This window comes from Streptomyces sp. NRRL B-3229 (assembly GCF_000719505.1).
Taxonomy (GTDB): Bacteria; Actinomycetota; Actinomycetes; order Streptomycetales; family Streptomycetaceae; genus Streptomyces; species Streptomyces griseorubiginosus.
In genome coordinates this window covers 85482-109257 of sequence record NZ_JOGP01000034.1, presented here as the reverse complement: position 1 = coordinate 109257, position 23776 = coordinate 85482, and the positions used below count along the sequence as shown (strand labels likewise).

The following is a 23776-nucleotide window of genomic DNA, read 5'->3' as shown; positions in this document are numbered from 1 at the left end:
CAACCTCAGCCTGGGCGGCGGCGACACCCCGGAGATCGACCCGCTCGAGGCGGAGGTCAACAAGCTCTCGGCCGAGAAGGGCATCCTGTTCGCCATCGCGGCAGGCAACTCCGGTCCTGAGTCCATCGGTTCGCCGGGCAGCGCGGACGCCGCGCTCACCGTCGGCGCCGTCGACGACAAGGACAAGCTGGCCGACTTCTCCAGCACCGGTCCGCGCGTCGGGGACGGAGCCATCAAGCCGGACGTCACCGCGCCCGGCGTGGACATCACGGCCGCAGCGGCCAAGGGCAGTGTCATCGACCAGGAGGTCGGTGAGAAGCCGCCGGGCTACCTGACCACTGTGGCCGCACACCGACGACAAGCCGGTCACCAAGAAGCTGACCTACCGCAACCTCGGGTCGAAGGACGTGACGCTGAAGCTGGCGTCAACGGCGACCAACCCGAAGGGCCAGGCCGCTCCGGCCGGCTTCTTCAAGCTGGGCGCGACCACGGTGACGGTTCCGGCGGGCGGCAAGGCCTCCGTCGATGTCACGGTCAACACCAAGCTGGGCGGCACCCTCGACGGCGCCTACTCCGCGTACGTGACGGCGACCGGCGGCGGTCAGACCGTGCGCACCGCGGCCGCGGTGCAGCGCGAGATCGAGTCGTACGACGTCACGGTCAAGCACATCGGCCGTGACGGCAAGCCGACCGCCGACTACAACACCATCCTCTACGGCTACTCGGGTCTCGGCGAGGGCCGTGGCTTCCAGGTGACGGTCGCGCCGCCCTCCGGTACGACGACGATGCGCGTCCCCAAGGGCACCTACCTGCTGGACGCCTGGATCGCCAAGGACTTCGTGAACTTCGAGGGCGGCGTGGACTGGCTGGTCCAGCCCAAGCTGAGCGTCACGAAGAACGTCTCCGTGACGATCGACGCCCGCAAGACCAAGACGTCCGACATCACCGTCCCGGACGCGCAGGCCAAGCAGCAGCTCGGCGTGATCAGCTACAACTACGACCCGGCCGGCATCGGCTTCAGCATCGGTCTCAAGTCCTTCGAGGGCGTCCGCGTGGCTCCGCTCGGCGGTGACGTCTCCGGTCTGCACCAGACCTGGAGCGGTCAGTGGACCAAGGGCGATAACACCGAGTACGACGTGGCCACCACGGCCGACGTCAAGAAGATCCAGGGCGACAAGGTCCGGCACTTCAAGGCCGGCGAGCTCGCCACGGTCAAGAACAACCTCGGTTCGGGCGGCTCCGGCAAGACCGGCGCGATGTCCGTGATGGGCTTCTTCCCGACCGACTTCACCCTCGGCATGTCGTTCGAGCAGAAGCTGCCGAGCACCCGCACGCTGTACCTGTCGACGGTCGACAAGGTCAAGTGGATGTTCGACCTCTCGCAGTACAAGGGCAAGGACGCGGACGGCTTCCCGATCACGGAGGCCTACTACAGCCTGGACGACGCGCAGACCTTCAAGGCGGGGCAGAAGTACTCGAAGACCTTCAACACGGCGGTCTTCGGCCCGCACCTGAACAAGTACTACGGGCTCTTCCGCTACGAGAACGCGATCTACGGCATCGTGCCGCTGTTCGCCGACGGTGCCGGCCACGCCGGTTCGTCCGACTTCACCGCGGTCAGCACCAGCCTCTACCGCAACGGCGTCAAGGTCGGCACGAACGACGACCCGCTGTTCGGCGGCAAGGAGTTCACGGTCCCGTCCGGCGAGGCCAAGTACAAGCTGACCACGTCGGTCAAGCGCAGCGTCAAGGTCGCGGCGGCCTCCACCCGCATCGACGCCAGCTGGGAGTTCAAGTCCAAGAAGCCGACCGGCGCCGATGCGGCCACCCTCCCGAAGAACCCGGCGAAGGGCAAGGCCATCTCCTTCCACGCCAAGATCGCCGACAAGAAGGGCAACAAGTCGACGATCTCGATCTACAACGCGTACTACGGCAAGTGATCGCGTACTACGGGCTGTAGAACCCCGTAGGCAGCGGTAGTCACGACGCCCGCCGGAAGCACTGCTTCCGGCGGGCGTCCGTGTTTGAGTGGCCGTATGACCACAGAGACCGTCGAGTACATCCGCTACCGCATCCCGGAAGACCGCTCGGCGGAGTTCCTGTCCGCCTACACCCACGCCTCGGCCAAGCTGGCGGCGGCCCCGCAGTGCGTCGACTACGAACTCGCGCGCTGTGAGGAGGACTTCGAGCACTACGTGCTGCGCATCACCTGGACCTCGACCGAGGACCACCTGGAGGGCTTCCGCAAGTCGGAGCTGTTCCCGGACTTCCTCGCCGACATCCGGCCGTACACCGAGAACATCGAGGAGATGCGGCACTACAAGCCGACGGCGGTCCGCGGCCGGGGCGCCGCCGTCCCCACGCTCTTCGCCTGGGCGGGCGGCGCGGAAGCCTTCTCCCGGCTCACCACGGTCTTCTACGAGAAGGTTCTCGCCGACGACCTCCTGGCCCCGGTGTTCGAGGGCCTGGCCCCGGAGCACGCCGAGCACGTGGCGCTCTGGCTCACCGAGGTCTTCGGCGGACCGCCCGCCTACTCCGAGACGCAGGGCGGACACGGGCACATGGTCGCCAAGCACATGGGCCGCGGGATCACCGAGCCGCAGCGCCGCCGCTGGGTGAACCTCATCCAGGACGCCGCCGACGAGGCCGGCCTGCCCACCGACCCGGAGTTCCGCTCGGCGTTCCTCGCGTACGTGGAGTGGGGCACCCGTCTCGCGGTCCACTTCTCGGGCCCGGACGCGAAACCGCCGGCGGACCAGCCGGTTCCCGTGTGGACGTGGGGGGCGGCGCCGCCGTATCGAGGCTGAGACCCGGGGGGAGGAGGGGAGAGAAACCCGGTGCTGCCGATCAGCGTTCGGGGGCGTGCCCGGGGTTCAGGGGCGCGCCAGGGGTGTGCCCATGCCCGGTGTTCAGGGGCGCGCCGACTCCCCCGCGCGGGTCGCGTCCGCGCCCCAGCTGGCCAGGAGGCGGAGGGCTTCCGCCGAGGGGGAGCCCGGTTCCGCGTGGTAGGTGATCAGGGCCTGGTCGGTGCCGTCGGACAGCCGGAAGGACTCGAAGTGCAGGGCCAGGTCGCCGACCAGCGGATGCCGGAGGCGCTTGACGCCGTAGCTCTTCTCCTTGACGTCGTGCGTGGCCCAGAGCCGCCGGAACTCCTCGCTCTTCAGCGAGAGCTCACCGACCAGCGTGGACAGCAGCGGGTCGTCGGGGTGGCAGCCGGCGTCCATCCGCAGATAGCTGACCATGTCGTACGCCTTCTGGTCCCAGTCCACGAACAGATCGCGGTACTCCGGCTTCAGGAACACCAGCCGGGCCCAGTTCCGCTCCGCCACCGGCAGCTCCGACCAGTCCCCGAAGACCGCTGCCGCCATCCGGTTCCAGGCGAGGATGTCCGACCGGCGCCCCGAGACGTACGCCGGGACCTCGATCGAGTCCAGCAGTTGCCGCAACGGCCCGCGCACCTGCTCGGTCCGCGCGCCCGCCTTCTTCTTGTGCTGCTTCGGCTTCGCCAGATGCGTCAGGTGCGCCTGCTCGGCGTCGCTCAGCCGCAGCGCGCGGGCGATCGCGTTCAGGACCTCCGCCGAGACGTTGCGCCCGTTGCCCTGCTCGAGGCGGGTGTAGTAGGCCACCGAGACGCCCGCCAGCTGCGCCAGCTCCTCCCGCCGCAGCCCCGGCACCCGGCGGTGCCGCCCGAACTCCGGCAGCCCCACGTCCTCCGGCTTCAGCCGGGCCCGCCGGGTGCGCAGAAACTCGCTGAGCTCGGCACGCCGGTCCAGTGAGCCGCCTCCGGCGCGTTCCTCGGCCATCTCGTCCATACGTCAAGTATTCACGGTCGTACGCACACGATCCTGTCCCCGCCAGTAGTAGGCACAGCGAACGTAGGCTGAGCGGTGACCTGGGTGGATGACGGTTCTCCGGGCACGCTGTACATCGTGCCCGGACGGATGGAACACGACAGAAGGCAGCCGGGCGCGCACCCCCCTTCGAGGAGAACCACCCTCATGACCACTGTTGCCGCATACGCCGCCCCCGCCGCCAAGGCTCCCCTGGAGCGCACCACCATCGAGCGCCGGGCGGTCCGCGAGCACGACGTCCTGATCGACATCAAGTTCGCCGGTATCTGCCACTCCGACATCCACCAGGCCCGCGAGGGCTGGGGCGAGGCCATCTTCCCGATGGTCCCGGGCCACGAGATCGCGGGCGTGGTCTCCGAGGTCGGCCCCGGTGTCACCAGGTTCAAGGTCGGCGACCGCGTGGGCGTCGGCTGTCTCGTCGACTCCTGCCGTGAGTGCGAGAACTGCAAGGCCGGTCTGGAGCAGCACTGCACCGGCGGCAACGTCGGCACGTACAACGCCGTCGGCAAGGACGGCGAGCCCACCTACGGCGGCTACTCCGAGAAGGTCGTCGTCGACGAGAACTTCGTGGTGGGCATCCCCGAGGGCCTGTCCCTCGACGAGGCCGCGCCGCTGCTGTGCGCCGGCATCACCACCTACTCCCCGCTCAAGAAGTGGGGCGCCGGCCCCGGCAAGAAGGTCGCCGTGATCGGCCTGGGCGGCCTCGGCCACATGGGCGTCAAGATCGCGCACGCGCTGGGTGCCGAGGTCACCGTCCTGTCGCAGTCCCTGCGCAAGAAGGACGACGGCCTGAAGCTGGGTGCCGACCACTACTACGCGACCAGCGACGAGAACACCTTCAAGGAGCTCGCGGGCACCTTCGACCTGATCCTCTCCACGGTGTCGGCCCCACTGGACTTCGGCGCCTACCTCGGCCTGCTCAAGACGGGCGGCGCGCTGGTCAACGTCGGCGCCCCCGAGGAGCCCGTCGCGCTCAACCTCTTCTCCCTCATCGGCGGCAACAAGACCCTCGCCGGTTCGATGATCGGCGGCATCGCCGAGACCCAGGAGATGCTGGACTTCTGCGCCTCGCACGGCCTCGGCGCGGAGATCGAGCTGATCGCCGCGTCCGAGATCAACGAGGCGTACGAGCGGGTCGTCAACAGCGACGTGCGGTACCGGTTCGTGATCGACACGGCGACGATCTGACACCGACCGGTTGGGTGGAGGGCCCCGGCGAGCAGCCGGGGCCCTTCGCCGTACGGCGGCCGACGGGGTCCTTGGGCGTACGGCCGCCGGAGAGGTCCTTGCGAGTAGGCTTTTCGTGAGGAGGCACTGTCACGCACCGTGGCTTCCGGGAGGCCCGCACGATGACCGTTCAGCTGAACCACACCATCGTCGCCGCTCACGACAAGCAGGCCTCGGCCCGCTTCCTGGCCGACATCCTGGGCCTGAGGGTGAGCCCGCAGTACGGCCCCTTCGTCCCCGTCGAGATCCCCAACGGCGTGACCCTGGACTACATGGACACGTCCGACGAGATCACGCCCCAGCACTACGCGTTCCTGGTCTCCGAGGACGAGTTCGACACGATCTTCGCGCGTGTGGAGCGAGCGGGGCTGACGTACTGGGCGGACCCCTTCCACCACCGCCCCGGCGAGATCAACCGCAACGACGGCGGCCGGGGCGCGTACTTCGACGACCCGAACGGCCATCGGCTGGAGATACTGACGCGGCCGTACGGGAGCGGGGGATAGGGGACAGCGGTAGGGGGCGGCGTCGGCCGCCCCCGCTCCTGCTGCCTTTCTACGGGGTGCCGTTGGCCGGGAACGTCCACACCGCGTGGCTGCCGGGTCCGACGGTGAGCGTCGAGTTGCCGATCTCCTCCACGTGCCGGTCCTTCACGGGCCGGTTGAGGGACATGGTGACCCGCTGCAACCCGGCCTGCGCGCGCGGCACGGCGTCGAGCCGGATCGTGGTGCCGCCGCCCTCCGCGACCACGCCACCACTGGCGAGGGTCCGCACGGTGAACCCGCCGGCCCGCAGCAGCGGCACGGTGTCGGCGAGGTCGCCCTCGGTGACGGCGAGGTGGACCGAGGTGATGTCACGCATCAGGTGGTTGCGGTAGTCGTCGGAGAGATAGCGCTCCCTGCCGACGTCGCCGGGAAAGCTCGCCGGCTCGGTGTTGCTCCGGGGATCGGCGAAGTACTCCGGCCGGTACTCCATCGCCCAGGCCTGGAAGGCGTCGTACTCGGTGGCGGTGAGCAGGGCGTCGAACCACGGCACGGGCACCCCGTCACCGAAGTCCCGGGTCTGGAGGAACTCGACGGGGGTGGCGCCCTCGCTCTTCATGCGCTCGGCGACCGTGGCCAGGTCGCCGTCCCGTTCGGTCGACACGCCCAGTCCGGCGGCGCCGAGCGTGCCGTCCGGGCCGGGGAGGTCACCGACCCCGAACAGCTCCAGGTAGGTCTCGCGCCCCCGCAGATAGCGGCCGGTCCAGGTCTGCCCGCCGGAGCCGGTCGTGGTGCGGACCTCGAAACTCGCGAAGTCCTTCAGGTAGGCGGAGTGCTCGATGGCATCGGCGGTCTCCCGGTCGAGCACGCCGTAGGAGTGGTTGTAGAACAGCAACTGCCGGTCGTAAGAGGCTCCGCTTCCGCTTCCCTCGGCCTGGGCGGTGCCCACACCGCCCCTGACCGCTCCGACGAGGGTTACGGCGAGTATGACGATCATCCGTAATGTCCGACGAATCAGCATGCGGGGATCGTAGGACAGGGTGCTCGCGGCCAAAGCTCCTTTTCGGCGGAGGCCGAATGACGGGGAGGCGGCGTTTGAGATGCCCGTCGGCCTCACGGCGGCACGGCGGCACGGCGGCTCAGGGAGGCGGAATCGGCGGGACCCTTGCTGCGTTGAGCACAGTGGGCGTGGACTGCCGGTGAGATGTGGGCCGAGCGCCTCGAATGACCGAGCGGACATATATGGGAGGAGCGGCAATGGCTGCGCAGACGCAGAGGGCCGTGCTGGCGGGCGGATGCTTCTGGGGGATGGAGGAGCTGATCCGCCGTCTTCCCGGTGTGACGGCGACCCGGGTCGGATACACCGGGGGCGACGTGCCGAACGCGACGTACCGCAACCACGGCACCCACGCGGAGGCCATCGAGATCCTCTACGACCCCGAGCGGACCGACTACCGCACCCTGCTGGAGTTCTTCTTCCAGATCCACGACCCGAGCACCAAGAACCGCCAGGGCAACGACATCGGCCTCAGCTACCGCTCGGCGATCTACTACGTCGACGACGAGCAGAAGCGGATCGCCGAGGACACGATCGCGGACGTGGACGCGTCCGGCCTGTGGCCCGGCAAGGTCGTCACCGAGGTCGAGCCGGTCGGCCCCTTCTGGGAGGCCGAGCCGGAGCACCAGGACTACCTCCAGCGCTACCCCGACGGCTACACCTGCCACTTCCCCCGCCCGGGCTGGAGGCTGCCGGAGCGGGCGAAGGACTGACGCGCGGGAGTGCAGGCCGCCCTCCTGTCGTTCGCGGCCGCCCTCCTACCCTTCTCGCACTCGCGCCTGCTCCAGGTTCGAGCGGTGGGGGGCGGCCAGCCATTCCGCGGCCGCCAGGCGTGCGTCGGCCGGTTCCTCTCCCCGTCGTAGGGCGGCGATGTAGGTGCGGTCGGCGGTGAGGCGGGCCGTCACCTCGCTGCCTGTGGCGAGGGCGCCGTGGCCGGGGACGACGACATCTGCGTGGGCGGCGGCCTTCTCGAGAAGGTCGAGCGCCGTCTCGTAGGCGCTGAGCTGATCGTCCTGACGGATGTCCAGGAGCGGGATCAGTACGTCGGAGAGCATGTCGCCGACGAGCAGGACACCGCGGTCCGCGAGGAGGAGCGCGGCGTGGCCGACGGCGTGCGCCCGATGCTCGACGACCTCGCCCGGCAGGGGGCTGCCCTCCGCGGGCAGCGGGGTCACGAGTGCGACCAGGTCGAGAGGAACGGCGGAGGCGCTCTGCGCCGCCATCGCCTGGGCGCGCTCCCGGGCCTGGCCGGCGAGGTGGGCGCAGGGGGCCGTGGCGTAGCGCGGCACGTCACCGAACCGGGGGTGCCAGAGCAGGTGGTCCCAGTGGGGGTGGGTGGAGAACCCGGCGACCACCGGCACACCGAGCCCGTCCACGTCATCGGCGAGCCGGTCCAGCTCGGCGCCGTGGATGCCGGGATCGATCAGGACCAGCCCCTCGTCCCCGCGCACCACGACCGAGTTGGACCAGACCCACTCGCTCTGCCGCACCCAGACCCCGTCCGCGACCTGCATCAGCTCGCCCATGTCCACGCTTCCTTTCGCTTTCGCCCGCTCACGGAGCTGGGACTGCGGGCGGCCACGGAACTCATCGCTGTGGTCCGGTTCGGTTTCTCCGGGGGCGGTTTGTCGTCCGGTCGCGGTCCCGCGCGAACCCTCACCAAGTCGTGGCCGGTGCCCGGGGTGCGAGGCGAAACCGGCACCGAGAAGTCCACCGACCGGTCGTGACCAGATGGTGTTCGCCGTGATCGCGGGTGACCTCATGTCTTCCTCAGGAAATGCGACGAAGACGGGAGCCCGTCTCCAGGACTGACATGATCGCGGGAGGTGCTGGTACGTCCCCGAGGCATGCAAGGGCAGCGACCATGCCCGCAGCCTTCGCACGACGCCTCTGGAAGGACCGATATGCCGCGCTGGACCCGCGCAACAGGACTGAGTCTCCTGTGCGTTGCGACGGTCTTTCCCGCCGCCGCATGCACAACAGATCATCCGGACGCCAGGCAGGCCGCCCAGCCTCGGCATTCCTCCTCGGCCGGTCCGGCGACGGCGACCTCCGCGCCAAGCACCGCACAACCCTCCGTGCAGACCCCGCCGGAGCTGGACGTCAGTGAGACTCTTGCCGGCCGCCAGGAAATGACCAGCGGGGGCGCCGGTGTCGCTTACAGCAAGGGCAGGAAGGGCCAGACCCTCATCATTGCGGTGCGCTGCCAGGGCGAAGGGAAGATCAAGGTGGCCGTACGGTCCGTCCAGGTCTCCTTCTCGCAGCCATGTGCCGCCGACGAGAGCAGCACCATCTTCAACGAGGTGGCCCTGACAGGGGCGGACCGCGACGGCGTCGCCTCGGTCGAAGCACCCTCAGCCGTGCGCTGGTCCATGACCATCGGCCACGGCGCACCGGTGCAGGTAGAGCCACCGGGGGAAAGCTGAGCCTCAGAGGCCGGCCGCGCGAAGTCGCCGCTCATTCCCTGGACCGGCCCCAGCCCGAACGGGCACGAGGCACCTGTCCGGGACCACCGTGTCATCCGTGCAACGGGGCGAGGACCTCGTCCTCGACGGGGTAGGGGCGTTCCTGGGGCAGCAGCCGGGCGGCGGAGTCCAGGTCGCCGCTGCTGACGAGGGCGTGGATCTCGCGGGCGAGTGGGGTCACGTCGCGTATGGAGATGGTCCACTCGTCGGCGTAGCGTCGCGCGGCCTCGCCGGAGAGGCCGAGTTGCAGGGACCGGTACGGCATGGGTTGCAGGTGCAGGTCCCGCTCGGGATCCCACTGCACGCGCGCGGGAGCACGCTTCAACTGGCGTTGCCAGGTGGCCCGGTTGGGGTGCAGGCCATGGGCGTAGCTGGACAGACACGCGTTGCGCAGCGCCCAGTCGAAGCCCTCGCGACTGATCTCGACAGCGAGGACGGTCTCCTGCCCCTCCTTGGCGCCCCAGCCGCACCGGTACATCATCCACAGGAACGACGGCTTGATCCACGTCATCCTGTCCCGCTTCCACGCGGCCGGGAAACGACCGGCGCGGGCAGCCGGCAGGCCGATTTCGCGCGAGTACGCCTGGTAGACGGTGATCGTGGAGTCCGAGTGGGCCGCACGGATCCTGCGTGTTGGTTCTTCCATGGCGTACAGCGTGAGGTGGGCCGACAGGGGTGGCCACTGATTTTCGGCGAGGGTCTGCCGTTCCTGCGTCCCGAAACCCACCCGAGCCCACTCGGCAACGTCAGCCTTCGTCCTCGCCGATGCCGATGCCGATGCCGATGCCGATCGGACAGGACACGCCCGTCCCGCCCCACCCGCAGTACCGCCGGGTTCTTGTCAAGGTACTGCTGGTGTCAGTGCTCGATCGCGAAGGACCGAGGACCGTGTGCCGGTCCGGGACCCTGAACACCGGCTCCGGGCGCCCCTGCAACGCCTGCTCGGGCGTGGGCAGAACGGGTGTACGACCGAACAGCATGACGCGGGCTCCTTCTTCAGCGGCTGGGGAGACGCAAGTGAGGACGCAGAGAGTGGGCGTTGAGCGGCGAGACCGTGCACCGTCGCCTACGGCGTCACTGGGCGAGTGTCGCCGGACTGCCGCCGTTCGCCTCGTACCCCGCCACCGCCAGGGCCCGGTATATCGCGAACTCGGCGGCCGGGTCCGTGGACAGGGTCCAGGGCAGGGCGCCGACGTGGCCGTCGATGTGCACGAGCTGACTCATCGCCTCCGCCCAGCGCTCACCGCGCACCAGGAAGAACAGCAGCAGATGCCGCACATGAGCCAGCATCGGGTCGTCCGCGCGGGCCGAGTGCACCGCGTGCAGCGCGCCGTGGATCGCCTTGGTGACGACCTCGCTCTGATAGAAGCCGCTGACCAGGTTCACCTCCGGCAGGTGCTCGAAGACCGCGAACAGCGGCATCGCGGCCAGCAACGAACCCCGCGGGGCACGGGCGGCCGCCGCCTCCGCGAAGCCGTACGCCTGCTCCCGCGAGCCGTGCCACTTCTCGCACCAGTAGTGCAGCGCGGCCAGATGCGCTCCCATATGGGTCGGCGCCCGGTCCAGGATCTTCAGCCACAGCTGCTCGAACTCCGCCTGTGAGTAGCCCAGTCCGCGTGCGACGGACAGCTCCACGATGTACGGCACGGGATCGCCGGGAGCCAGCAGCGCCGCCTCGCCGCAGGCCGCCTTCGCCTCCTCCATGATGATCCGGAAGTCGTCGGTGCCCGGCGTCGACGTGCGCCACGCCTGCTGCACCAGGAACTCCGCGTGCACGGCCGCGCCGCCCGCGTCCTTGGGCTGCTCGGCCCGCCACACCCGCAGCCACTGTCCGCCCGGCGCCTCGCTCACGCCGCCCGGCCGCTGCTGCAACTCCAGCGAGGCGGCACCGGCGAAGGCCTGCACCCGCTGCCAGCGCTGCTCGCCCTCCCGCTCGGTGCCGGCCAGCAGCTGGGAGGCCGCCTTGTAGTCCTGGGTGCGCTGCACCAGGTCCAGGACGTCCAGCAGGTCCTGGTCGGGGCCGGGCATGCGGACGTCCAGCTCCTCTTGCAGCACGAAGCCGTAGTCCGCCGGGTCCGCGGCGTCCGGGTGGCCTGCCGGGACCTGCTCGATCCCGCCTCGCCTGCGCCGCAGGAACGGGAGCAGCACGAAGCCCAGCAGGACCACCGCCATCAGGACCCAGAGAATCTCCATGCCTCAAGAGTTCCAGACGCCACCGACAATTGCCCAACCCGGTCGGCGGCCTGTGGAAAACTCCCGCACCGACACACGAACCCACTGTGGAAAACCGCCCCGAGCAGCCCGAACGCCCTGCCGTGAAGCACAGGCCCGCGGCCCGAACGCCCTGCCGTGAAGCACAGGCCCGCGGCCCGAACGCCCAGCCGTGCAGCACCGGCCCGCGGCCCGCAAGCCCCGCCGCGCAGCACCGGCCCATGGCCCGACCGCCCCGCAACACCGCACGCCCGCTCAGGAATCCCCCGCCCCGACGCCGGGGGAAAACCCTGCCGTACGACCGCCCCGACCTCGGTGTCCGTCATCCGCCTCGCGAGCGGACTACCCTCGGGGCCCATGAGCGACACGCACATCAGTCAGCACTTCGAGACCCTCGCGATTCACGCGGGCAACACCGCGGACCCCCTCACCGGCGCGGTGGTCCCCCCGATCTACCAGGTCTCGACCTACAAGCAGGACGGGGTCGGCGGTCTGCGCGGCGGCTACGAGTACAGCCGTAGCGCCAACCCGACGCGCACCGCCCTGGAGGAGAACCTCGCCGCCCTCGAGGGCGGCCGCCGGGGCCTCGCGTTCGCGTCCGGACTGGCTGCCGAGGACTGCCTGCTGCGTACGCTGCTCAGCCCCGGCGACCACGTGGTCATCCCCAACGACGCGTACGGCGGCACCTTCCGGCTGTTCGCCAAGGTCGTCGCCCGGTGGGGGGTCGAATGGTCGGTCGCCGACACCAGCGACCCGGCCGCCGTACGGGCCGCGATCACCCCGAAGACCAAGGCCGTGTGGGTGGAGACCCCCTCCAACCCGCTGCTCGGCATCACCGACATCGCCGCCGTCGCCCAGGTCTCCCGGGACGCGGGCGCGAAGCTCGTCGTCGACAACACCTTCGCCACGCCCTACCTCCAGCAGCCGCTGTCGCTGGGCGCCGACGTCGTCGTGCACTCCCTGACCAAGTACATGGGCGGCCACTCCGACGTCGTCGGGGGCGCGCTGGTCACCGCCGACGAGACGCTCGGCGAGGAGCTGGCGTACTACCAGAACGCGATGGGCGCGGTCGCCGGGCCCTTCGACTCCTGGCTTGTGCTGCGCGGCGCCAAGACGCTGTCGGTGCGGATGGACCGGCACAGCGAGAACGCCACCAAGGTCGCCGACATGCTCACCCGGCACGCGCGCGTGACGCAGGTCCTCTACCCGGGCCTGGCGGAGCACCCCGGCCACGAGGTCGCCGCCAAGCAGATGCGTTCCTTCGGCGGCATGGTCTCCTTCCGGGTGGAGGGCGGCGAGGAGGCGGCCGTCGAGGTCTGCAACCGCGCGAAGATCTTCACCCTGGGAGAGTCCCTGGGCGGCGTCGAGTCGCTGATCGAGCACCCGGGCCGGATGACGCACGCGTCCGTGGCTGGCTCGGCCCTGGAGGTGCCCGCGGACCTGGTGCGCCTGTCCGTGGGCATCGAGAACGTCGACGACCTGCTGGAGGACCTCCAGCAGGCGCTGACCAAGTAGTCCGGGAGCAGTCCGGGGCCGCACCGGCCGGCGGCCGGGCTCACGAGCGGCCCGGGCTCACCAGCCCGTCATCGGTGGAGTCGTCGTGGACGGCGGCTCCACCCACGGGTGCGCGGTCAGCGCCCACACCGTGAACGCCACACCCGCCGCGAACAGCGCCAGCCACATGAGCCGGCGCGCCACGACCCTGCGCCGCAGCATGCGCGTCCCGCGCCGTACGGCGTCCCCGTAGAGGTCCGCCGGCACCTGCGGCGTCGCCCGCTCCATGAGCTGCCGCACGGCGGCCTCACGCTGGCTCCGGTTCACGCGAACCTCCCCGGGCGTTCCGTGCGTCCAAGGAGCGGGTGTCTCACGAGCGCGGGTCTCGGGAGCGGGTGTCCCAGGAGTGCGGGTCCCGGGAGCGGGTGTCTCACGAGCGCGTGTCTCATGACGCCGCCACCTTCGCCTTCGCGCCCACCACCGCCGGTGCGGCCTCGCGCGGGGGATGCAGGAGGGTCGCCGTCGCCCGGTCGCAGATCGTGCTGACGCGTTCCGTGGGCAGACCCAGCAGCGCCGCCGCCTGCTCCTCGGCCACCCCCTCGTAGAGCCGCAGCACCACGATCAGACGTTCCTGGGGGGCCAGCCCGGCCAGTGGGCCGGCGGAGTGCGTACGGCCGCGGAGCAGCAGTCCGTGGCGGCGCCAGGTGCCGTGCGCGTAGCGCAGCGCGAGGTCCTGGCGGGTCCGGTCGTAGGGATCCTCGCCGCGCAGCCGGTCCCAGCACGCGTACGTGTGGGCGAGCGCCAGGGTCAGCAGCCGTCGTGCGCGCGGGTTGTCGTCCGGGGCCTCCGCCGTCAGGAGGGTGGCCGTGTGCAGCAGCCGCCCGGATGCGCCCGCGACGAACGCCTCGAACTCCCTGGCCCGACGCGTGCCCTGGACCACCTGCCGTTGCCGCACCGCACCTCCCGCCGCCGCGGACGGTCGTACGACGGCTTCGCACGACCACGAGAACCCGGTCTCGAAGGCCCCCCGGTCTCATATGAGGCCCGGCACGGCCGTCCGGTCAAGAGGTGGGGCCGCACACGCGTGTGCGGGGAGGGGCTAGGACGACTGGACCTCCGGTGCCGGGACGTCCTGGGCGGCCATCCGGGAGGAGAGCGCCGTGTTGAAGCGCGTGAGGAGCGTGCAGAACGCCTCGCGCTCCTCGGGCGCCCAGTCGTGTGTCAGCTCGGCCATCAACTGACGCCGGGAGGAGCGCACTTCCTCCAGCCGGGACTGTCCGCGCGGGGACAGCTGGAGCACCACGGCGCGCCCGTCCTCGGGGTGCGAGGTGCGCTTGACCAGCCCGGTGTCGACGAGCGGGGCCACCTGCCGGGTGACGGTCGACGAGTCGATCCCCATGCTCGCCGCGAGGGCCTTGACGCCCATCGGACCTTCCTTGTCGAGCCGGTTGAGCAGCAGGTACGCGGCCCGGTCCATGGAGTTGCGCACCTGCCCCACCCCGCCGAGCCGGGTCTGTTCGGCACGACGGGCGAAGAGCGCCACCTCGTGCTGGAGTGTGTCGAGGAGACCGGTGTCACCGACGGTCGTCATGTCCATCGACATTTCAGGTGTAGTGGGCATGGCCGGAGGCTCACTTCATGAAAGGGGGAGCTGAATTGGGGGACAGAGTACGCGGCCGGGAGGCAAGCCGTACCAGCGCTGCGCAAACCCGTCTCGGACGTTGGTCACAGCGCGAGTCCGCACGTGTGAACTGCGAGACTTGAGTCATGAACTACCGCAAGGCCCACTCCGTGCCGCCGGTGACACTAGACGACGTGCGAGGCGCGCAGAAGATGCTGTCGGGCGTGGCGCGGACGACCGCCATGGAGGGCAGCCGCCATCTGAGTCAGCTGGTGGGCGCGCCGGTGCACTTCAAGTGCGAGAACCTCCAGCGGACGGGGTCGTTCAAGCTCCGCGGCGCCTACGTGCGGATCGCCGGGCTGCTGCCCGAGGAGCGGGCCGCGGGTGTCGTGGCCGCGAGCGCCGGAAACCACGCGCAGGGCGTCGCGCTGGCCTCCACGCTGCTCGGCGTGCGCTCCACGGTGTTCATGCCGAAGGGCGCCCCGCTGCCGAAGGTCAGCGCGACCAGGGACTACGGCGCCGAGGTGCGGCTGCACGGCCAGGTGGTCGACGAGACGCTGACCGCCGCCCAGGAGTACGCGGCCGAGACGGGCGCGGTGTTCATCCACCCCTTCGACCACCCCGACGTCATCGCGGGCCAGGGCACGGTCGGCCTGGAGATCCTGGAGCAGTGCCCCGAGGTGCGCACGATCGTCCTCGGCATCGGCGGCGGTGGACTCGCGGCCGGCGTCGCGATCGCCGTGAAGGCCCTGAGGCCCGACGTGCGGATCGTGGGCGTGCAGGCGGCGGGCGCTGCCGCCTATCCGCCCTCGCTGGCGGCCGGGCGCCCGGTGGCGATCGAGAACCCGGCGACGATGGCGGACGGCATGAAGGTCGGGCGGCCCGGCGACGTGCCGTTCGGGATCGTGGACGCACTGGTGGACGAGGTCCGCACGGTGTCGGAGGACGAGCTGTCCGCCGCCCTCCTGCTGTGCCTGGAGCGGGCCAAGCTGGTCGTCGAGCCGGCCGGGGCGAGCCCGGTCGCGGCCCTGCTGAGCGACCCCGGCGCCTTCGAGGGACCGGTCGTCGCGCTGCTGTCCGGCGGCAATGTCGACCCTGTCCTGCTCCAGCGCGTCCTGCGCCACGGCATGGCCGCGCAGGGCCGCTACCTGGCCGTACGGCTCCGCCTCACCGACCGGCCGGGTGCCCTCGCGACGCTGCTCGGGGTGCTGTCGGCGGTCGACGCCAACGTCCTCGACGTGAGCCACGTCCGGACCGATCCACGGCTCGGGCTCGCGGAGGCGGAGGTCGAGCTGCACCTGGAGACCAAGGGGCCGGAGCACTGCGCCGAGGTCGGCCGCGCCCTGCGCCAGGCGGGTTACCTCGTCATCGACTGAGGTCATCGGCTGAGGTCACCGGGCAGGTCATCGGCCAGGCCCCCGGCCCCGGGGTTCACTCGTTCGGGAAAGTCCATTGAGAGACGCGATACATCGCGTTATGGTGTGTGCGAAAAGAGAAGGCGGACGCAGTCGCGCCTCCCTAGGCTTTCCCCAGATTCCCCGACGACGTGGAGACTCATATGCCTGGCGCCATCTACGCCGAAGGCCTGGTCAAGACCTTCGGTGACGTAAAGGCTCTGGACGGCGTCGACCTCGATGTCCCGGAGGGCACCGTCCTGGGCCTCCTCGGACCGAACGGCGCCGGCAAGACGACGACCGTCCGCTGTCTGACCACCCTGCTCAAACCCGACAGCGGCCGCGCGGTCGTCGCGGGCCTCGACGTGCAGCAGCAACCCGACGCCGTCCGCCGCTCCATCGGCCTCTCCGGCCAGTTCGCGGCGGTCGACGAATACCTCACCGGCCGCGAGAACCTCCAGATGGTCGGCCAGCTCTACCAGATGAAGGCCAAGGCGGCGAAGGCCCGCGCGACCGAGCTGCTGGAGCAGTTCGACCTCGCCGACGCGGCCGACCGCCCCACCAAGACCTACTCCGGCGGCATGCGCCGCCGACTCGACCTCGCCGCCGCGCTGGTCGTCTCGCCCCCCGTGATGTTCATGGACGAGCCCACGACCGGCCTCGACCCGCGCAACCGCCAAATGCTGTGGGAGGTCATCAAGCAGCTGGTCTCCGGCGGTACGACCCTCCTGCTGACCACCCAGTACCTGGAGGAGGCCGATCACCTCGCCCACGACGTCGCCGTCGTGGACCATGGCCGGGTCATCGCCCAGGGCACCTCCGACGAGCTCAAGGCCCGCACCGGAGGAGAACGCGTCGAGGTCGTCGTGCACGAACGCGAGCACATCCAGTCCGCCGCGGAGGTCCTGCGCGGCTTCGGCAAGGGGGAGACCGCCGTCGAGGACCACATGCGCAAGCTCACCGTCCCGGTGACCGGCGGCGCCAAACTGCTCGCCGAGGTCATCCGTGAGCTCGACACCCGCGGCATCGAGATCGACGACATCGGACTGCGCCGGCCCACCCTCGACGACGTCTTCCTGTCCCTGACGGGACACGTGGCCGAGGCCAAGGGCGAGGAGAGCGACAAGAAGGAGAGCGCCAAGTGAGCGCCGTGAGCGATTCCCTGGTGATCACCCGCAGAAATCTGATCCGCATGAGCCGGATCCCCGAGGTGATCATCTTCGGTCTGATCCAGCCGATCATGTTCGTGGTGCTGTTCACCTACGTCTTCGGCGGCTCTATCCAGGTCGGCTCGTCCACCTCCACCCAGGCCTACCGCGAGTTCCTGATGGCCGGCATCTTCGCCCAGACCGTCACCTTCGCCACGGCGGGCGCGGGCGCGGGCATCGCCGACGACATGCACAAGGGCCTCATCGACCGGTTCCGCTCCCTGCCCATGACCCGGGGCGCGGTACTCACCGGCCGGACCATCGCCGACCTCGCCCAGACGGCGCTCACCCTCGTCGTACTCGCGCTCGTCGCGCTGATCGTCGGCTGGCGCACCCACGAGAACTTCGGCAAGGTCCTCGCCGGATTCGGCCTGCTCCTGCTGCTCGGATACGCCTTCTCCTGGATCGGCGCGCTCATCGGCCTGTCCGTGCGCACCCCCGAGGCCGCGACCTCAGGCGGTCTGATCTGGCTGTTCCCGCTGACGTTCATCTCGAACGCCTTCGTGGACGCGAACCAGATGCCGACGTTCCTGAGACACATCGCGGAGTGGAACCCGTTCAGCGCCACCGTGCAGGCATGCCGCGAGCTGTTCGGCAACCTCCCGCCGGGCTTCCAGGCCTCCGACGCCTGGCCCATGCAGCACCCCGTGTGGGCCTCGCTGATCTGGTCGGTCGTGATCGTCCTGGTCTTCCGCACCCTGGCGGTCCGCAAGTACCGCCGGGCGCACGGCTGAGCCCATGACACGGCCCCCGGCGCCGTAAGGGCGCCGGGGGCCGGTCGAGGGCGGTGGGGCGGCCGGGTCAGCCGCTGTAGGGCTCGGCCTTCAGAATGGTGACGGAGGCCTTCTTGCCGTTCGGCAGCTCGTACTCCGCGTCCTCACCGACCCGGTGGCCGATCACACCGGAGCCGAGCGGGGACTGCGGCGAGTAGGTCTCGACGTCCGCACTCGCGTACTCGCGGGAGGCGAGCAGGAAGGTCATGGTGTCGTCCTCGTCACCGTCGAAGGCGATGGTCACGACCATGCCGGGCGCCACGGTGCCGTCCGCCGACGCCGGAGCCTCGCCGACCTTGGCCTTCTCCAGGAGCTGGGTCAGCTGGCGGATGCGGAGCTCCTGCTTGCCCTGCTCTTCCTTGGCTGCGTGGTACCCGCCGTTCTCGCGCAGGTCGCCCTCCTCGCGCGCGGCCGCGATCTTCGCGGTCACTTCCTCGCGCGCGGGACCAGACAGGTACGCCAGCTCTTCCTTGAGCTTGGTGTACGCCTCCTGCGTAAGCCAGGTGACGTCTTCGCTGGTCTGGGTCACAGGTGCTCCTCGTAGGTACTGGGAATACAAAGCATCGCCCTACCCAGAAGAATGTTCCTTCACGGATGGGCGAAACCACGAGCCTAACAATTCGGGGGCCGAAGGGGGAGGACATAAGCCCACAGAAATACGTCGACGCAGCTCAGAGGCAAGCATCGGGGGTGACGTCAGTCGGCGTGACAGCCCAGCAGCTCGGCCGTGGTGCCCGGGGCCGTCGTACGGAGTGTGACGAGCCGGTCGATGCGGGTGGCGTCACCGCTGAAGCGGAAGTCGGCCCGGCCCACCTCGGAGCCGTCGGCCGCCTGGGAGCGGACCGTGCAGTACCCGGAGGCGCCGGAGTCCTTGCGGACCTCCAGATGCACCTCGACCGCGGTCTTCTTCGCGTCGAAGGCGATCACCTCGCCGCTGATCTTGTTCTGGCCCACGTAGTGGTACGCGAAGTAACCGATCAGCACGAGAACGAGGGTGCCGAGCACGGCGCCGACGATCTTGAGCTTGTGGTCGGCGCGCTCGTCCGAGGAACGGCCGTAGCGGCCCTCGGGCAGCTGAGTGCTCGCCGTGCTCATGATCGTCTCCTGGTAAACCGAGACCGTGGAATGAAACGCCCCCCGATTCGGTCACTATAGAAGCCGCCGTTCGCACCCGAAGACACCGGGGGCGCCGACCTACGAGGATTGAGTCTTGACTGACCAGCTGCGACTGATGGCCGTGCACGCCCACCCCGACGACGAGTCGAGCAAGGGCGCGGCCACCATGGCGAAGTACGTGTCCGAGGGGGTGGACGTGCTGGTCGTGACCTGCACGGGCGGGGAGCGCGGCTCCATCCTCAACCCGAAGCTCCAGGGCGACAAGTACATCGAGGAGCACATCCACGAGGTACGCAAGAAGGAGATGGACGAGGCCCGCGAGATCCTCGGCGTCAGGCAGGAGTGGCTCGGCTTCGTCGACTCCGGACTGCCCGAGGGCGACCCGCTGCCGCCGCTGCCCGAGGGCTGCTTCGCCCTGGAGGACGTCGACACGGCGGCCGGCGAACTGGTGAAGCAGATCCGCTCCTTCCGTCCCCAGGTGATCACCACCTACGACGAGAACGGCGGCTACCCGCACCCCGACCACATCATGACCCACAAGATCTCCATGGTGGCGTTCGAGGGCGCGGCGGACATCGAGAAGTACCCGGAGGCCGAGTTCGGCCCGGCGTACCAGCCGCAGAAGCTGTACTACAACCAGGGCTTCAACCGCCCCCGCACCGAGGCCCTGCACAACGCCCTGCTGGCGCGCGGGCTGGAGTCGCCGTACGGGGACTGGCTCAAGCGCTGGGAGGACTCGCCGATGCGGGACCGGACGCTGACCACGCACATCCCGTGCGCGGAGTTCTTCGAGATCCGTGACAAGGCGCTGATCGCGCACGCGACCCAGATCGACCCCGACGGCGGCTGGTTCAAGGTGCCGCTGGAGATCCAGAAGGAGGTCTGGCCGACGGAGGAGTACGAGCTGGCGAAGTCCCTCGTCGATACCTCCCTCCCCGAGGACGACCTCTTTGCGGGCATCCGCGACAATGCCTGACATGAGCGCAAGCGCAAGCCTGGCAATGACGCACGTCGTGACCTTCGCCAAGGAGGTCGACGAGGACAAGGTCACCCCCGGCGTCCTCGGCTTCATCGTCTTCGCGGCGATGGCCCTGGCGGTGTGGGCCCTGATGAAGTCCATGAGCAAGCACATGAGGAAGGTCGACTTCAAGGAGACCCCGGAGGACGGGGCCTCCGGCGACGGCACGGCCGGCAAGGAGACCGCAGCGCAGGGCTCCGCCGCCCGAGGCGCCACGGAGGGGCCGTCCGGCCCGTCGGGGAAGGCCTCGCCGAGCAAGGGCTGATCGCTGCGGCAGCTGGCGGGAGCCGGCGAGAGGGGCCGTACCCCCTCCCGCCGGTGGGTGAGCGGCGGCCGGTGACCACGGTGTGGAAGACGGACCGGGCGATCCGAGCCGTCCGAGCCCGTGTGCCGGCCCACGTCCCGTCCACGATCGGGGCGCTGCGATCGGCGCGACGCCAGTAGGGAGCGAAGAGCTCCCGCCGTCCCGGTGTCGGTAGGAAGCGAGGCGCTCCGGCGGTCCCGGTGTCCCGTCCAGATTCGCCGCACCCAGCCGGGTCGAGCCCCCCTGCCCGCGCCCACGCCGCCGGGCCCCGCCCGCGTCCCTCCGCGGAGCTGCCGTCACTGCGGCGCAGCCGTTGTCTCCACCCCCATCACCTCTCGGGCGTGCCGGTTCGGGACCATTCCCAGGCGCCAGGCCTGCCAGCCCGCCTCCAGGTTCACGCCGCGTTCCAGGAGGAGGGAGTAGGCCTCGACGTACTCCTCCAGCTTGCCGTCGCGGGTGGGGTGGCCGTCGCGGGCGAGGGTCGCGAGTTCCTCCGCCGCCACCGCCGAGCCCACCTCCACGCCGCCCGGCGCCGCATAGGGCAGCAGCGTGCAGCGCAGGAAGCGGGCCCAGTCCTCGCCGCGCCGGTCGCCGTACGAGGTGAAGAGCGCCGTCGCCTCCTCGCACAGGGCCAGCGCCTGCGGGGTACGGCCGTTGCCCGCGTCGACCACCGCGAGTTCCAGGCAGGTCCACGCCTCGCCGTGGGCGACACCGATGCGCTGGAAGTCGGCGCGGGCGTCGACCAGGAGCTGGCGGGCGAAGCCCGAGTTGCGCAGCGAACCGGTCTGGGCGGCGCGCTGGTCGCGGGTGGCACGGGCCGAGTGGTGACGGGCGCAGGCAAGCCCGTAGACGTCCCGCATGCGCGAGAACATCGTGCGGGAACGTTCCAGTTCCCGGACCGCGAGGTCCAGGTTGCCCGTCTCCTCCAGCGCCTGCCCCAGGTAGTACACCGTCCACGCCTCCCCGCGCGCGTCCTCGTTGTCGCGGTGCCGTGAGGCCGCCTGACGCAGACCGTCCACCGCTGCCGAGGGGTCACCTGCCACCAGCCGGGCCCGGGCCAGCTGGGTCAGCGCCCACGCCTCGCCACGGCCGTCGCGGGTACGGCCGTACAGGTCGAGGGCGGTCCGCAGTTCCGATTCCGCGCGCGGAACGTCGCCCATCCGCAGGCTCAGCTGGCCGAGCTGGAAGTGTGCCCACGCCTCGCCGTGCACGGACTCGCCGGCGCGGTGCAGGACCAGGGAGCGGGTGAGCAGGTCAAGGGACTCGGCGACCCGCCCGCGGTCCCGCTCCACCGCCGCCAGGGCGTGCATCGTCCAGGCCCGGTCGGTGGCCAGCTCCGGGACGGACTGGAGCCGCAGGGCCTCCTCCAGCTTCGCCGCCGCCTCCGTCAACTGGCCCTGGTGATGGAGCGTGATGCCCAGCGAGCACAGGGCCCGCGCGGCACCCGCGTCGTGATGGGCCTCCATGTACAGATCGACCACCGAGGTCAGCGTGGTGCGGGCCTTGTCCAGTTCGCCCAGCTGACGGGCGGCGATACCGGTGCGCCACTGCACCGAGCGGACCAGCAGCCCCTGGTCCACCGCCTGCGCCAACTCGCTGATCTCACCCAGTCGGTAGAGGTCGCCGCGCAGCAGGCAGTAGTCGCACAGCGCGCCCAGGAGGTTCAGGACCGCCCCCTGGTTCACGCCCTCCGCGTGCCGCAGCGCCGCCGTGATGAAGCTCGACTCGTCGTCCAGCCAGCGCAGCGCCTCGTCGAGGGAGGTGAAGCCGTGCGGGCTGAAACGGTCCGAGCGGGTCGACATGTTGCCGTCCACCAGACGCAGCACGGAGTCGGCGAGATCGGCGTAGTTCACGATGAGACGTTCCTGCGCGGCCGTGCGCTCGGCCGCCTCCTCCTCGTCCAGCAGCCTGGCCTGGGCGAACGCCCGCACCACGTCGTGGACGCGGTACCGGCTGCCGCGCACGTTGTCGATCAGGCCCGCGCGGGCCAGCGCGACCAGATGCCGGGTCGCCTCCGTCTCGTCGGTGGCCAGCAGCGCGGCCGCCGCGGCGGCGCCGAGGGAGGCCCGTCCGGCGAGCGCGAGCCGGCGCAGCAGCCGACGGGCCGGCTCCGACTGGTCGGTGTACCGGAGCCACAGGACCCGCTCGATCGGTTCCACCGGGCCGTACGCGCTGAGATCCGTGGCCAGTTGACGGGGCGAGCGCGGACCGAGGGACGAACCCGCGATCCGCAGCGCCAACGGCAGACCGCCGCACAACTCCCTGATCAGATCGGCTGATTGAGCGTCGTACGGGCCGGTCGCGGACTGTGCCGCCGCGTCCAGGAGCTCCTCGGCGCCCGCCGCGTCCAGGGCGGCCACCGGCAGCTGGTGCACCTGCGCGGCGAGGGACTCCGGCAGGTCGAGCGGCCCGCGCGCGGTGACCAGGACCAGGCTGTCGGAACGCTCCGGGACCAGGACGCGGACCTGCTCGGGGTCCGAGGCGTCGTCCAGCACGATCGTCACCGCCAGCCCGGTCAGATGCTGGTGGTACAGCTCGCTCAACCGCTTGACCTGCTGGTCCGGCGAGGAACGCTCACGGAACAGCAGTTGCTCGCGCGGCGCGCCGAGCCGGTTCAGCAGATGCAGCAGCGCGTCCCGGGTCGACAGCGGAGGCTCCTCGGAGCTGTCGCCGCGCAGGTCCACGACACACGCGCCACGGAAGTAGTCCTTCAGGTCGTGCGCCGCGCGGACCGCGAGCGCCGTACGGCCGCTGCCGGGCGGCCCGTGCAGCACGACCACCGTCGGCCGGGTCTCGGTGGCCGCACGCGAGGCCTGCACCCACTGCCGTATCCGCCCCATCTCGGTACGGCGGCCCGCGAACTCAGCTATCAGCTCCGGGAGTTGTCCGAACGACTGCTCCAGCACACTCCGGCCACGGGCCGCCGCGCTCTTGTCCGCGCCGCGCAGTCGCGGACCGCCCGCCTTCTTCGGGCCGGTGGACGCGCTCAGCACCCGCTGCTGGTCGAGGAAGGGCCGGATGCCCCGTACCTCCAGGGCGGTCAGCCACTGGAGCCGCAGCTGCTCGGGGCCGCCGGGCTGACCGAACGCCCCCGCCCGGTGGTGCGCGGCCGGCAGATGCGAGCCCGCCACCTTCACCACGGTCGCCGCCGCGCCCACGACCCCCACGACCGCGCCCGCGCCCAGCGCGGTGCCCGCGCCGGTGCCGAGCGAGAGGTCGGCGACGGCCGCCGCGACCGCGGCAACCGCCGCCACCAGCAGGGGAGTTCCGGACGCCTCCTTCGCGTACCGCTGCCCGAAGGTGAGCTGCCCCGCCTGCGCCTCGTCCAGCGCGCGCGTGTACGCCTCGTACTCCTCCGCGGCCGACTGCGCCATCGCGTCCAGCGATCCGCGGGCCCGCGACAGCAGGACGACCCCGTCGACCCGCCCGCCCGAACGCCGCACCTCCTCCTCGACGGCCCGCACCAACAGCCGTTCGGCTTCCGCCCGATGGGCGTCCCGCATGTCACTTCCCCCTCCGGCGGCAACGGCTTTCTTGGTCAAGTGTGCTGCCGAC

At 70.5% G+C, this 23776-nt stretch carries 22 protein-coding genes and 2 pseudogenes; 12 read left to right on the top strand and 12 right to left on the bottom strand.

Annotated features, from left to right (window positions below; translation table 11 throughout):
* Positions 1-1940 (top strand): annotated as a pseudogene (locus IF54_RS40020) (S8 family serine peptidase); the annotation flags it as partial.
* A 96-nt stretch (positions 1941-2036) separates the two neighbouring features.
* Positions 2037-2807 (top strand): group II truncated hemoglobin, encoded by a 771-nt coding sequence (locus IF54_RS0136185; RefSeq protein WP_030326707.1) that lies wholly within the window; start codon positions 2037-2039, stop codon positions 2805-2807.
* Positions 2808-2909: 102 nt separating this feature from the next.
* Here the strand turns inward: IF54_RS0136185 and IF54_RS0136180 are convergent, their stop codons facing one another.
* A complete protein-coding gene (locus IF54_RS0136180; protein WP_030326702.1) occupies positions 2910-3812 on the bottom strand; it encodes a helix-turn-helix domain-containing protein in 903 nt (300 codons plus the stop codon).
* A 186-nt stretch (positions 3813-3998) separates the two neighbouring features.
* On the opposite strand from IF54_RS0136180, the gene IF54_RS0136175 reads away from it, so the two are divergent.
* Both IF54_RS0136175 and IF54_RS0136170 read left to right on the top strand, forming a co-directional pair.
* Complete coding sequence (locus tag IF54_RS0136175; protein WP_030326700.1) at positions 3999-5039, top strand: NAD(P)-dependent alcohol dehydrogenase; 1041 nt, start codon at positions 3999-4001, stop codon at positions 5037-5039.
* A gap of 161 nt (positions 5040-5200) precedes the next feature.
* The gene (locus tag IF54_RS0136170; protein ID WP_030326698.1) at positions 5201-5584 is read left to right on the top strand and encodes a VOC family protein; all 384 of its coding nucleotides are present in this window, start codon (positions 5201-5203) and stop codon (positions 5582-5584) included.
* Between the two features lie 49 nt (positions 5585-5633).
* Here the strand turns inward: IF54_RS0136170 and IF54_RS0136165 are convergent, their stop codons facing one another.
* Positions 5634-6557 carry a DUF5829 family protein gene (locus IF54_RS0136165; RefSeq protein ID WP_030326697.1) on the bottom strand — a complete coding sequence of 308 codons (924 nt, stop codon included), beginning with the start codon at positions 6555-6557 and terminating at the stop codon, positions 5634-5636.
* A gap of 260 nt (positions 6558-6817) precedes the next feature.
* Here IF54_RS0136165 and msrA point away from each other — a divergent pair, with 260 nt between their 5' ends.
* The gene (gene msrA / locus IF54_RS0136160) at positions 6818-7330 is read left to right on the top strand and encodes a peptide-methionine (S)-S-oxide reductase MsrA (RefSeq protein WP_030326696.1); all 513 of its coding nucleotides are present in this window, start codon (positions 6818-6820) and stop codon (positions 7328-7330) included.
* A 45-nt stretch (positions 7331-7375) separates the two neighbouring features.
* On the opposite strand, the gene IF54_RS0136155 is transcribed toward msrA, so the two are convergent.
* Positions 7376-8143, bottom strand: a complete 768-nt coding sequence (locus IF54_RS0136155) for an MBL fold metallo-hydrolase (protein ID WP_030326695.1) — start codon at positions 8141-8143, stop codon at positions 7376-7378.
* A 552-nt stretch (positions 8144-8695) separates the two neighbouring features.
* Between IF54_RS0136155 and IF54_RS0136150 the strand changes: the two genes are divergently transcribed.
* A complete protein-coding gene (locus IF54_RS0136150) occupies positions 8696-9043 on the top strand; it encodes a hypothetical protein (RefSeq protein ID WP_159002277.1) in 348 nt (115 codons plus the stop codon).
* 91 nt (positions 9044-9134) lie between these two features.
* Here the strand turns inward: IF54_RS0136150 and IF54_RS0136145 are convergent, their stop codons facing one another.
* The 3 genes and pseudogenes from IF54_RS0136145 to IF54_RS0136135 form a co-directional block, all read right to left on the bottom strand.
* Positions 9135-9728, bottom strand: a complete 594-nt coding sequence (locus tag IF54_RS0136145; RefSeq protein WP_030326691.1) for a DUF4291 domain-containing protein — start codon at positions 9726-9728, stop codon at positions 9135-9137.
* A 232-nt stretch (positions 9729-9960) separates the two neighbouring features.
* Positions 9961-10062, bottom strand: a pseudogene (locus IF54_RS42455) (peptide-methionine (S)-S-oxide reductase); the annotation flags it as partial.
* A 94-nt stretch (positions 10063-10156) separates the two neighbouring features.
* Entirely contained in the window at positions 10157-11275 is a 1119-nt protein-coding gene (locus IF54_RS0136135; RefSeq protein WP_030326687.1) for a hypothetical protein, read from the bottom strand.
* Between the two features lie 375 nt (positions 11276-11650).
* Here IF54_RS0136135 and IF54_RS0136130 point away from each other — a divergent pair, with 375 nt between their 5' ends.
* On the top strand, positions 11651-12808 hold the full coding sequence (locus tag IF54_RS0136130) for a cystathionine gamma-synthase (RefSeq protein ID WP_030326685.1): 1158 nt from the start codon (positions 11651-11653) through the stop codon (positions 12806-12808).
* A gap of 57 nt (positions 12809-12865) precedes the next feature.
* On the opposite strand, the gene IF54_RS0136125 is transcribed toward IF54_RS0136130, so the two are convergent.
* The 3 genes from IF54_RS0136125 to IF54_RS0136115 all read right to left on the bottom strand — a co-directional run bounded on the left by IF54_RS0136125 (position 12866) and on the right by IF54_RS0136115 (position 14390).
* On the bottom strand, positions 12866-13114 hold the full coding sequence (locus IF54_RS0136125) for a hypothetical protein (RefSeq protein ID WP_030326682.1): 249 nt from the start codon (positions 13112-13114) through the stop codon (positions 12866-12868).
* Positions 13115-13232: 118 nt separating this feature from the next.
* Positions 13233-13742, bottom strand: coding sequence for a sigma factor-like helix-turn-helix DNA-binding protein (locus tag IF54_RS0136120; protein WP_030326681.1), 510 nt, complete (start codon positions 13740-13742; stop codon positions 13233-13235).
* A gap of 144 nt (positions 13743-13886) precedes the next feature.
* The gene (locus IF54_RS0136115) at positions 13887-14390 is read right to left on the bottom strand and encodes a MarR family winged helix-turn-helix transcriptional regulator (protein WP_030326680.1); all 504 of its coding nucleotides are present in this window, start codon (positions 14388-14390) and stop codon (positions 13887-13889) included.
* A 164-nt stretch (positions 14391-14554) separates the two neighbouring features.
* Here IF54_RS0136115 and ilvA point away from each other — a divergent pair, with 164 nt between their 5' ends.
* The 3 genes from ilvA to IF54_RS0136100 all read left to right on the top strand — a co-directional run bounded on the left by ilvA (position 14555) and on the right by IF54_RS0136100 (position 17744).
* Positions 14555-15784 (top strand): threonine ammonia-lyase, encoded by a 1230-nt coding sequence (gene ilvA, locus IF54_RS0136110; protein WP_030326679.1) that lies wholly within the window; start codon positions 14555-14557, stop codon positions 15782-15784.
* A gap of 182 nt (positions 15785-15966) precedes the next feature.
* Positions 15967-16947, top strand: a complete 981-nt coding sequence (locus IF54_RS0136105) for a daunorubicin resistance protein DrrA family ABC transporter ATP-binding protein (protein ID WP_030326677.1) — start codon at positions 15967-15969, stop codon at positions 16945-16947.
* Positions 16944-17744 (top strand): ABC transporter permease, encoded by an 801-nt coding sequence (locus IF54_RS0136100; protein WP_030326675.1) that lies wholly within the window; start codon positions 16944-16946, stop codon positions 17742-17744. Before IF54_RS0136105 ends, IF54_RS0136100 begins: the two co-directional genes overlap by 4 nt.
* 67 nt (positions 17745-17811) lie before the next feature.
* Here the strand turns inward: IF54_RS0136100 and greA are convergent, their stop codons facing one another.
* The gene (gene greA / locus IF54_RS0136095; protein ID WP_020136900.1) at positions 17812-18312 is read right to left on the bottom strand and encodes a transcription elongation factor GreA; all 501 of its coding nucleotides are present in this window, start codon (positions 18310-18312) and stop codon (positions 17812-17814) included.
* Positions 18313-18479: 167 nt separating this feature from the next.
* Positions 18480-18878, bottom strand: coding sequence for a DUF4307 domain-containing protein (locus tag IF54_RS0136090; protein ID WP_030326672.1), 399 nt, complete (start codon positions 18876-18878; stop codon positions 18480-18482).
* 136 nt (positions 18879-19014) lie between these two features.
* On the opposite strand from IF54_RS0136090, the gene mca reads away from it, so the two are divergent.
* Entirely contained in the window at positions 19015-19875 is an 861-nt protein-coding gene (gene mca / locus IF54_RS0136085) for a mycothiol conjugate amidase Mca (protein WP_030326670.1), read from the top strand.
* Complete coding sequence (locus tag IF54_RS0136080; protein ID WP_030326667.1) at positions 19868-20182, top strand: hypothetical protein; 315 nt, start codon at positions 19868-19870, stop codon at positions 20180-20182. The genes mca and IF54_RS0136080 overlap by 8 nt, the downstream gene beginning before the upstream one ends.
* A 335-nt stretch (positions 20183-20517) precedes the next feature.
* Here IF54_RS0136080 and IF54_RS0136075 read toward each other — a convergent pair whose 3' ends face one another.
* Positions 20518-23724 (bottom strand): tetratricopeptide repeat protein, encoded by a 3207-nt coding sequence (locus IF54_RS0136075; RefSeq protein ID WP_030326665.1) that lies wholly within the window; start codon positions 23722-23724, stop codon positions 20518-20520.
* Positions 23725-23776: the final 52 nt, after the last annotated feature.

Excerpts from the sequence above, each read along its gene's own strand:
- msrA (WP_030326696.1), top strand. The coding sequence starts at position 6,818 with ATGGCTGCGCAGACGCAGAGGGCCGTGCTGGCGGGCGGATGCTTCTGG.
- ilvA (WP_030326679.1), top strand. The coding sequence starts at position 14,555 with ATGAACTACCGCAAGGCCCACTCCGTGCCGCCGGTGACACTAGACGAC.
- IF54_RS0136145 (WP_030326691.1), bottom strand. The coding sequence starts at position 9,728 with ATGGAAGAACCAACACGCAGGATCCGTGCGGCCCACTCGGACTCCACG.
- IF54_RS0136105 (WP_030326677.1), top strand. The coding sequence starts at position 15,967 with ATGCCTGGCGCCATCTACGCCGAAGGCCTGGTCAAGACCTTCGGTGAC.
- IF54_RS0136080 (WP_030326667.1), top strand. The coding sequence starts at position 19,868 with ATGCCTGACATGAGCGCAAGCGCAAGCCTGGCAATGACGCACGTCGTG.
- IF54_RS0136185 (WP_030326707.1), top strand. The coding sequence starts at position 2,037 with ATGACCACAGAGACCGTCGAGTACATCCGCTACCGCATCCCGGAAGAC.
- IF54_RS0136165 (WP_030326697.1), bottom strand. The coding sequence starts at position 6,557 with ATGATCGTCATACTCGCCGTAACCCTCGTCGGAGCGGTCAGGGGCGGT.
- mca (WP_030326670.1), top strand. The coding sequence starts at position 19,015 with ATGGCCGTGCACGCCCACCCCGACGACGAGTCGAGCAAGGGCGCGGCC.
- IF54_RS0136155 (WP_030326695.1), bottom strand. The coding sequence starts at position 8,143 with ATGGGCGAGCTGATGCAGGTCGCGGACGGGGTCTGGGTGCGGCAGAGC.
- IF54_RS0136135 (WP_030326687.1), bottom strand. The coding sequence starts at position 11,275 with ATGGAGATTCTCTGGGTCCTGATGGCGGTGGTCCTGCTGGGCTTCGTG.
- IF54_RS0136170 (WP_030326698.1), top strand. The coding sequence starts at position 5,201 with ATGACCGTTCAGCTGAACCACACCATCGTCGCCGCTCACGACAAGCAG.
- IF54_RS0136090 (WP_030326672.1), bottom strand. The coding sequence starts at position 18,878 with ATGAGCACGGCGAGCACTCAGCTGCCCGAGGGCCGCTACGGCCGTTCC.
- IF54_RS0136130 (WP_030326685.1), top strand. The coding sequence starts at position 11,651 with ATGAGCGACACGCACATCAGTCAGCACTTCGAGACCCTCGCGATTCAC.
- IF54_RS0136075 (WP_030326665.1), bottom strand. The coding sequence starts at position 23,724 with ATGCGGGACGCCCATCGGGCGGAAGCCGAACGGCTGTTGGTGCGGGCC.
- IF54_RS0136115 (WP_030326680.1), bottom strand. The coding sequence starts at position 14,390 with ATGTCGATGGACATGACGACCGTCGGTGACACCGGTCTCCTCGACACA.
- IF54_RS0136175 (WP_030326700.1), top strand. The coding sequence starts at position 3,999 with ATGACCACTGTTGCCGCATACGCCGCCCCCGCCGCCAAGGCTCCCCTG.
- IF54_RS0136180 (WP_030326702.1), bottom strand. The coding sequence starts at position 3,812 with ATGGACGAGATGGCCGAGGAACGCGCCGGAGGCGGCTCACTGGACCGG.